Annotated in this window: 8 protein-coding genes; all 8 read right to left on the bottom strand. The window is 65.6% G+C overall.

Going from position 1 to position 7,816, the window contains the following annotated elements; genetic code table 11:
• Positions 1–100: 100 nt before the first annotated feature.
• The 8 genes from QUV35_RS12535 to bamA are packed head-to-tail and all read right to left on the bottom strand — an operon-like array spanning position 101 to position 7,805.
• Positions 101–871, bottom strand: a complete 771-nt coding sequence (locus tag QUV35_RS12535) for an RNA methyltransferase (RefSeq protein ID WP_300874379.1) — start codon at positions 869–871, stop codon at positions 101–103.
• Entirely contained in the window at positions 868–1,515 is a 648-nt protein-coding gene (gene rnhB / locus QUV35_RS12530; protein ID WP_300874376.1) for a ribonuclease HII, read from the bottom strand. The genes QUV35_RS12535 and rnhB overlap by 4 nt, the downstream gene beginning before the upstream one ends.
• Entirely contained in the window at positions 1,487–2,632 is a 1,146-nt protein-coding gene (lpxB, locus tag QUV35_RS12525; RefSeq protein ID WP_300874374.1) for a lipid-A-disaccharide synthase, read from the bottom strand. Before lpxB ends, rnhB begins: the two co-directional genes overlap by 29 nt.
• Before the next feature lie 7 nt (positions 2,633–2,639).
• Positions 2,640–3,434, bottom strand: a complete 795-nt coding sequence (gene lpxA, locus QUV35_RS12520; protein WP_300874371.1) for an acyl-ACP--UDP-N-acetylglucosamine O-acyltransferase — start codon at positions 3,432–3,434, stop codon at positions 2,640–2,642.
• A gap of 19 nt (positions 3,435–3,453) precedes the next feature.
• On the bottom strand, positions 3,454–3,894 hold the full coding sequence (gene fabZ, locus QUV35_RS12515; RefSeq protein WP_300874368.1) for a 3-hydroxyacyl-ACP dehydratase FabZ: 441 nt from the start codon (positions 3,892–3,894) through the stop codon (positions 3,454–3,456).
• On the bottom strand, positions 3,891–4,943 hold the full coding sequence (gene lpxD / locus QUV35_RS12510; RefSeq protein ID WP_300874366.1) for a UDP-3-O-(3-hydroxymyristoyl)glucosamine N-acyltransferase: 1,053 nt from the start codon (positions 4,941–4,943) through the stop codon (positions 3,891–3,893). Before lpxD ends, fabZ begins: the two co-directional genes overlap by 4 nt.
• Before the next feature lie 16 nt (positions 4,944–4,959).
• Complete coding sequence (locus QUV35_RS12505; RefSeq protein ID WP_300874363.1) at positions 4,960–5,478, bottom strand: OmpH family outer membrane protein; 519 nt, start codon at positions 5,476–5,478, stop codon at positions 4,960–4,962.
• The gene (bamA, locus tag QUV35_RS12500) at positions 5,478–7,805 is read right to left on the bottom strand and encodes an outer membrane protein assembly factor BamA (RefSeq protein WP_300874360.1); all 2,328 of its coding nucleotides are present in this window, start codon (positions 7,803–7,805) and stop codon (positions 5,478–5,480) included. Before bamA ends, QUV35_RS12505 begins: the two co-directional genes overlap by 1 nt.
• Positions 7,806–7,816 lie beyond the last annotated feature (11 nt).

Genomic DNA, 7,816 nt, shown 5'->3' with positions numbered 1-7,816 from the left:
GCTGCGCGAGGTCCGCTGCCCCCCGAGGGGGCTGGGCCTGCCTTGGGGCGGCCCTTCGGCTGGCCCGGTGCTGACCCCCACGCTCCCCCGCTGCGCGCGCTTACCTGGGCGCCGTTGCGCTGGCGTGGAGGCAGATGGCCGCTGCGGCTGCGGCGTTGAGCGACTCTTCACCGCCGGGCTGCGCGATGCGCACCGACTGTGCCGCCATGGCCGCCAGTGCTTCGCTCACGCCCTGCCCTTCGTGTCCGAGCACCCAGGCGCAAGGCCAGGGCAGCGCGGCACGATGCAGCAGATCGCCCTGGTGTGAGCTGGTCACCAGCAAGGGCACGTCCAGCGCAGGCAGATCGTCCGCCGACAAACCTTCCACGAGCCGCAGTGCAAAGTGCGCCCCCATCCCGGCACGCAGCACCTTGGGCGACCAGAGCGCGGCCGTGCCCTTGAGCGCGAGCACCTGGCCAAAACCGAAGGCCGCTGCGCTGCGCAGGATCGAGCCCACGTTGCCGGCATCCTGCAGGCGGTCCAGCACCACCGCCGCTTCACCCGCCAGCAGGCCAGAGGTCTTGGGCAAGTCCCAGACGAAGCCCACGCCGGCGGGCGATTCGAGGCCACTGATGGTGGCCATGAGGGCGCGCGGCACGGTCACCGTGTGGTCGCACGCGTCGCGCAAGTCGTGTGGTGCCTGGGTCCAGGCCTCGTCCGTGAACACGGCCATGGCGGGCCGGTGCCCGCGTGCGAGCAAGGCACGGCACAGGTGATCGCCTTCCAGCCAGACCTGCCCCTGTTTGCGGTAGGCGGTGTTGTCTTGCGCCAGCACCCGCAGACGCTTGAGCAGCGGGTTGTCGCGCGAGGTGATGACGGTGGGCTCACTCATGCGCGAAGCTCCTGCCCTTCTGCGGCCCGTGCGAGCGCCCTGGCCACGGGTGCAAAGGTACGGCGGTGCAACGGCAGGGCGCCATGCTCCTGCAGCGCACGCAGATGTTCGGCCGTGCCGTAGCCCTTGTGCCGGTCGAAGCCATATTCGGGATGCTGCAGGTGCAGCTCGCACAGCAAACGATCGCGCGTGACCTTGGCCAGGATGGACGCTGCGGAGATGCAGGGCACCAGGGCGTCGCCCGAGATGATCGCCTCGGCCAGCACATCCAGTGCCGGCAGGCGGTTCCCGTCCACCAGCACCTTGGCCGGCTTGAGGCGAAGACCGAGCACCGCGCGGCGCATGGCCAGCATCGTCGCCTGCAGGATGTTGAGCTGGTCGATTTCCTCCACCGAGGCCTGCGCAATGCTGCAACACAAGGCCTTGGCACGGATCTCGTCGTACAGGCGCTCACGGCGCAAGGCGGTGAGCTGCTTTGAATCGGCCAGCCCCTTGATGGGAAAGCGCACGTCCAGGATCACGGCAGCGGCCACCACCGGGCCGGCCAGCGGACCGCGCCCGGCCTCGTCCACCCCGGCCACCAGGCCGGGCACGTCCCAGACCAGTTGGGCCTGCTCAGCCTTCAAGAACTTTTTCGATCGCATCGGTGGCCAGTTGGGCGGTGTCACGGCGCAAGGTGTGGTGCAACGCGGTGAATCGTTGCTGCAAGGCCTGGATTCTCTCAGGCGCGTCAAGCCAGGCCAGCACAGCGCTGGCCAGCGCCTGCGGCGTGGCGGCGTCCTGCAGGAATTCGGGCACCACGAACTCGCCACACAGGATGTTGGGCAAACCCACCCAGGGCTGCAACTGCTTGCGGCGCATGATCTGCCAGGAGAGCCAGTTCATGTTGTAGGCAATGACCATCGGACGCTTGAAGAGCGCCGCTTCCAGCGTGGCCGTGCCGCTGGCGATCAGGGTGACATCGCAGGCGGCCAGCGCCGTGTGCGATTGACCGGCGATCACCTTCAGCTCTGCGCCCAGGCCGGCGCTGCGGGCTGCGGCCTCGATGCGTTCGTGCAGCGCCGGCACCGCCGGTACCACGAAACGGATGTCCGGCCGCGTGCGGTGCAGACGCGCCGCGGCCTCGAAGAACGTGCGGGCAAGGTACTGCACCTCCGAGGCCCGGCTGCCCGGCAGGATCGCCACCACCGTCTCAGCCTCGCCCAGACCCAGGGCATGCCTGGCCGCGGCCCGGTCCGGCTCCAGTGCGATCACATTGGCCAGCGGGTGACCCACGTAGGTCGCGGCGATCCCGTGGCGGGCCAGCAGGTCGGGCTCGAAAGGAAAGATGCACAGCACATGGTCGGCGCTGCGGCGGATCTTCTCCATGCGCTCGGCACGCCAGGCCCACACGGAGGGACACACGAAATGCACCGTGCGAATCCCGCCGGCCTTCAGCCTGGCTTCCAGGTCCAGGTTGAAGTCGGGCGCATCGACGCCGATGAACACGTCGGGCCGGTCGCCAGCCAGCAGGCGCTGCTGCAGCTGCGCCCGGATACCGACGATTTCACGGTAGTGCCGCAGCACCTCGACATAACCACGCACCGCCAGCTTCTCGCTGGGCCACCAGGCCTCGAAGCCCTGGGACGCCATCTGATGGCCGCCGATGCCGAAGGACTGCAGGTCGGGCCAGCGCTGCCGAACCCCGCCAAGCAACAGGCCGGCCAGCAGATCACCTGACGTTTCGCCTGCCACCAGGGCAAAACGCTTTGAAGACTTCATGTCGGGATCAACGCACGATGCCGCGCTGGGGCGACACCTGCCCGAGGAAGTCCAGCATCATGGCCACATCGGGCGCGGCTTCGGGCGACTTGTCGGTCAGGGCGCGGATGCGTTCCACCGACTGGTCCAGCTTGAGGTCTTCGCGGTACAGGGCCTTGTGCATGGCTTTCACCGCCGCGATGCGCTCGGGCGAAAAGCCGCGGCGGCGCAGGCCTTCGAAGTTCATCGAGCGCGCCTGCGCCGGCTGGCCCTGGCACATCACGAATGGCGGCAGATCGGCAAACAGCAGCGAGCACATGGCCGTCATGGCATGCGCTCCGACGCGCACAAACTGATGCACCACGGTGAAGCCGCCCAGGATCACCCAGTCGTCCACCACCACGTGACCGGCGAGCTGCGAATTGTTGGCAAAGATGGTGTGGTTGCCCACCACACAATCGTGCGCCAGATGCACATAGGCCATGATCCAGTTGTCATTGCCCACCTGGGTCACGGCCCGGTCACCGGGTGACCCGATGTTGAAGGTGCAGAACTCGCGCACGGTGTTGCGGTCGCCGATGACGAGCTCGCAGGGCTCCCCCGCGTACTTCTTGTCTTGCGGCACCGCCCCCAGCGAGTTGAACTGGAAGATGCGGTTGTCGCGTCCGATGGTGGTGTGCCCCTCGATCACGCAGTGCGCGCCGATGGTGGTGCCCTCGCCCACCTTCACATTCGGGCCGATCACGGTGTAGGGCCCGACCGCCACCGAACCATGAAGCTCGGCGGCCGGGTCCACCAGCGCTGTGGGGTGGATCAAAGACACGAGGCGCCCCTCCCCACCGTCAGGCGATGGTGCGCATGGTGCACATCAGTTCGGCTTCACACGCCACCTGCTCGCCCACGCGGGTGATGCCCTTGAACTTGAAGATGCCGGCCTTCATCCGGTCCAGCGTCACATCCATCACGAGCTGATCGCCAGGCTCCACCGGACGCTTGAAACGCGCTCCGTCGATGCCGGCGAAGTAGTACACCGTCTTGTCATCGGGTGTCACGCCCAGGGTGTCGAACGCCAGCAGGGCGGCGACCTGCGCCATGGCTTCGAGCATGAGCACGCCGGGCATGACGGGCCGGTGCGGAAAGTGTCCGACAAAAAACGGCTCGTTGATGGTCACGTTCTTCAACGCCTTGATGCGCTTGCCCTTGTCGAGCTCGAGCACCCGGTCCACCAGCAAAAACGGATAGCGGTGCGGCAGCTGTTTGAGAATCTGGTGAATGTCCATCATGGCTTTGTGTTCTTCTGAAGGGCTTGTTCGATCGCGTGTTCCGCGGCCTTGAGGCGCTCGCGAATGCGGTTGAGCTGCTTGAGGGACGCAGCATTTTTTTCCCAGCTCGCATTGTCGTCGATGGGAAACATGCCCGTGTAGTGCCCCGGCTTGAGCAGGGACCGGGTGACCACCGAGGCGGCCGACACATGCACGCCGTCGGCCAGCTTCAGGTGACCGAGCACCACGGCACCACCGCCGATGGTGCAACCCGAGCCGATGTCGGCACTGCCGGCGACCCCGACACAACCGGCCAGCGCCGTGTGCGCCCCGACGCGAACGTTGTGGCCGATCTGGATCAGGTTGTCCAGCTTCACGCCTTCCCCGATCACGGTGTCATCCAGAGCGCCCCGGTCGATGCAGGTGTTGGCACCGATCTCCACATCGTGGCCGATGCGAACGGCGCCCAGTTGCTCGATCTTGATCCAGCGACCTTCGTGCGGTGCAAAGCCGAAGCCGTCCGCCCCGATGACGACCCCGGAATGAAGCACACACCGGTCACCCACCGAGCACCGTTCGCCCACGGTCACGCGAGGGTACAGGCGGGTGTTGGCACCGATCTGTGCATGTTCGCCGAGCACGCTGTGGGCACCGATGCGCGCACCGGGACCGATGCGAACACCTGCCTCGATGACGGCAAAGGCGCCGACATCGACCCCCGCCGCGAGCTCGGCGCTGGGATGGACCACGGCGCTCGCATGCACAGCGGGCTCGGGCAGCACAGCGTGCTGCTCGCGCCACCACTGGGTGAGGCGGGCAAAGTAGAGGTAAGGGTCGTCGGTGACGATGCACGGTCCCCGCGCGCTCGCCGCTGCGCGCAAAGAGGGCGTGACGATCAGGCCGCCCGCACGCGTGAGGGTGACTTGCGACGCATACCGTGCGTTGGAGACGAAGGCCAGTTCGTCGGGTTCTGCAGTGGCCAGCGGGGCGAGGCGGCGGATGCCCGCGTCGGGTGAACCGACGAGTTCTCCACCGAGGGCTTCGACAATGGAGCCCAGTGGTATCGCCACAGCCGGGTCCTGCGGCTTACTTGCTGCCGTTCAAGCCGCTGAGCACCTTGTCGGTGATGTCGTGCTTGGGGTTGATGTAGACGGCTTCCTGGATGACCAGGTCGAACTTCTCTGCCTCGGCGACCTGGCGGATGACGCGGTTCGCGCGCTCCAGCACGCTCTGCAGCTCTTCGTTCTTGCGCATGTTCAGGTCTTCCTGGAACTCCCGCTGCTTGCGCTGGAAATCCCGATCCTGCTCGACCAGCTGGCGCTGGCGGGTGGTGCGCTGACCTTCGGGCAAGGTCGGCGCTTCACGCTCGAACTTCTCCGAGGCCGTCTTGAGTTGGGCTGCGAGCGCCTGCACCTCTTTTTCGCGCCGGGAGAATTCCTGCTCGAGCTTGGTCTGGGCGGCTTTGGCCGAGTTGGAGTCACGCAGGATGCGCTCCAGGTTCACGAAGCCGATGCGCAGGTCTTGCGCGGCAACGCCGAGCGTTGCGAGCCCGAGGGCCACGGCAACGAGCGTCTTGCGGTTGAACAGGCTGGTAAGTGTCTTCATCAAAAGGAGGTTCCGATCTGAAACTGGAATTTCTGGATTTTATCGCCGGTGAATTTCCGGATGGGGTTGGCGACGGCGAATCTGAGGGGGCCCACGGGCGAGATCCAGCTCAGGCCGACGCCCACTGAAGCCCGCAGGTCCTTGGCGTTTTCACGGGTGTCGTTCTCCCCGAACACGTTGCCGACGTCCACGAACCCGAACATGCGCAGGCTGCGGTCGTTGCCGGCACCCGGGAACGGGGTGATGAATTCGGCGCTGAGGGCGATGCTGCGGTTGCCACCGATGTTGATGCCCTCGCCGGTCAGGGAGTTCGCCACCGGCGACACAGGGCCCAACGTGCCCTGCTCAAAGCCTCGCACCGAACCCAGGCCGCCGCCGAAGAAGTTCTTGAACACCGGATAGGGGCGTCCACCAAAGCCCTTGCCCAAACCCAGCTCGGTGTTGAACGCAAGCGTGTATTGCTTGCTCAGGGGGATGTACTGCTGGAACTGGTAGCTCGCCTTGACGTAGCGGGCATCACCCGCCACGCCCAGCTCGGAATTGACGCGCTGCAGGCGACCGCGGGTGGGCACGAGTGCACTGTCGCGCGTGTCACGCGACCACCCGACCGTGAGAGGCAAGGTGTTGCTGGTCTCGCCGAAATCACGGGCGTAGTCGCGGTAGGCATCGGGCAGGAAAACGCCGGGCTCGATCGTGGTCTGCTCCACGCCCGCCCCGAAGAAGACCGTGTCGGCTTCGGTGAACGGCACCCCGAAGCGCAGCGAAGCCCCTTTGGTGATCAGGCGGTAGTCGCCTGTTTCGGACTGGGTGTCGTAGGGGCGCGTCGTGCGGTAGTAGGCGTCGATGCTGCGCGAGATGCCGTCGGCCGTGAAGTAGGGGTCGACCGTGCTCAGGACCAACTGGCGGTTGAACTTGCTGGTGTTGATGTCGATGCCGAGGTAGTTGCCCGAACCGAACACGTTTTCCTGGCGGATGCCGGCGATGATCGACAGCTGCTCGGCCTGCGAATAGCCTGCGCCCAGCGAGAGGTTGCCCGTGGGCTTCTCGACCACCGACACCGTGAGGTCGACCTGATCGGGCGAACCCGGCACCTGCTGGGTGTCGATACCGACTTCCGTGAAGAAGCCCAGGCGATCGACGCGGTCGCGCGAGAGGCGAATGCGGTCGCTGTCGTACCAGGCCGACTCGAGCTGGCGAAACTCGCGGCGCACGACTTCGTCGCGGGTGCGGTTGTTGCCTTCGACGTTGATGCGGCGCACATAGACGCGACGCGCCGGCTGGGCGCGCAACACGAACGACACCCTCTTGTTGACGCGGTCGATCTCGGGGGTCGCCTCGACCTGTGCGAACGCATAACCGAAAGCACCGAAGTAATCGGTGAAAGCCTTGACGGTGCTGGTCACGTTTTCCGAGTTGTAGGCCTCACCGGCCTCCAGGGTGATGAGCGACTTGAACTCTTCTTCCTTGCCGAGGTATTCACCCTCGAGCGCCACCGAAGACACCACATAGCGGTTGCCTTCGGTGATGTTCAGGGTGATCGACATGTCCTGCTTGTCGGGCGAGATGGCCACCTGCGTGGAATCGATGCGGAACTCGAGGTAGCCGCGGGTCAGGTAGTAAGAACGAAGCGTTTCGATGTCGGCGTTGAGCTTGGCGCGCGAGTAACGGTCGGACTTGGTGTACCAGCTGAGCCAGCCGCCGGTGTCCAGGTCGAACAGGTTGCGCAAGGTCGACTCGGAGAAGGCCTGGTTGCCCACAATGCGGATTTCGTTGATCTTCGCGACGTCGCCTTCAACCACGCTGAAATTGAGGTTGACCCGGTTGCGCTCGCCGGGCGTGACGGTGGTGACCACCTGGGCGGAGTACATGCTCTTGTTGATGTACTGGCGCTTGAGCTCCTGCTCGGCGCGGTCGGCCAGGGCCTTGTCGAAAGGGCGGCCTTCGGTCAGTCCGATGTCGCGCAGCGCCTTGGTGAGCACGTCGTTGTCGAACTCCTTGATGCCGGAGAAACTCACATCGGCCACCGTGGGCCGCTCTTCTACGATCACCACCAGCACATCGCCGTTGATCTGCAGGCGGATATCGCTGAACAGACCCAACCCGAACAGCGAGCGGATGGCCGTGGAGCCCTTGTCATCGCTGTACTGGTCCCCGATGCGAAACGGCAGTGAAGCAAAGACGGTTCCAGGCTCGACGCGCTGCAGGCCTTCGACGCGAATGTCTCGCAAGGTGAAGGGGTCGACCGCCCAGGCGGGCAAGGCGCCGAGCAAGGCGGCCGCGAGCGCTGAAAGGGTCAGGCCGCGCAGACCGTTTTTGTTTTTTGTCATGGGAAAAGTGT

The sequence above is a fragment of the Hydrogenophaga sp. genome, assembly GCF_030373225.1.
GTDB lineage: Bacteria > Pseudomonadota > Gammaproteobacteria > Burkholderiales > Burkholderiaceae_C > Hydrogenophaga.
This window is presented reverse-complemented; position numbering and strand designations above follow the sequence as displayed.

What these genes read in the sequence shown, in the direction of transcription:
- QUV35_RS12535 (WP_300874379.1), bottom strand. Translation starts at nt 871, where the DNA reads ATGAGTGAGCCCACCGTCATCACCTCGCGCGACAACCCGCTGCTCAAG.
- rnhB (WP_300874376.1), bottom strand. Translation starts at nt 1,515, where the DNA reads ATGCGATCGAAAAAGTTCTTGAAGGCTGAGCAGGCCCAACTGGTCTGG.
- lpxB (WP_300874374.1), bottom strand. Translation starts at nt 2,632, where the DNA reads ATGAAGTCTTCAAAGCGTTTTGCCCTGGTGGCAGGCGAAACGTCAGGT.
- fabZ (WP_300874368.1), bottom strand. Translation starts at nt 3,894, where the DNA reads ATGATGGACATTCACCAGATTCTCAAACAGCTGCCGCACCGCTATCCG.
- QUV35_RS12505 (WP_300874363.1), bottom strand. Translation starts at nt 5,478, where the DNA reads ATGAAGACACTTACCAGCCTGTTCAACCGCAAGACGCTCGTTGCCGTG.
- bamA (WP_300874360.1), bottom strand. Translation starts at nt 7,805, where the DNA reads ATGACAAAAAACAAAAACGGTCTGCGCGGCCTGACCCTTTCAGCGCTC.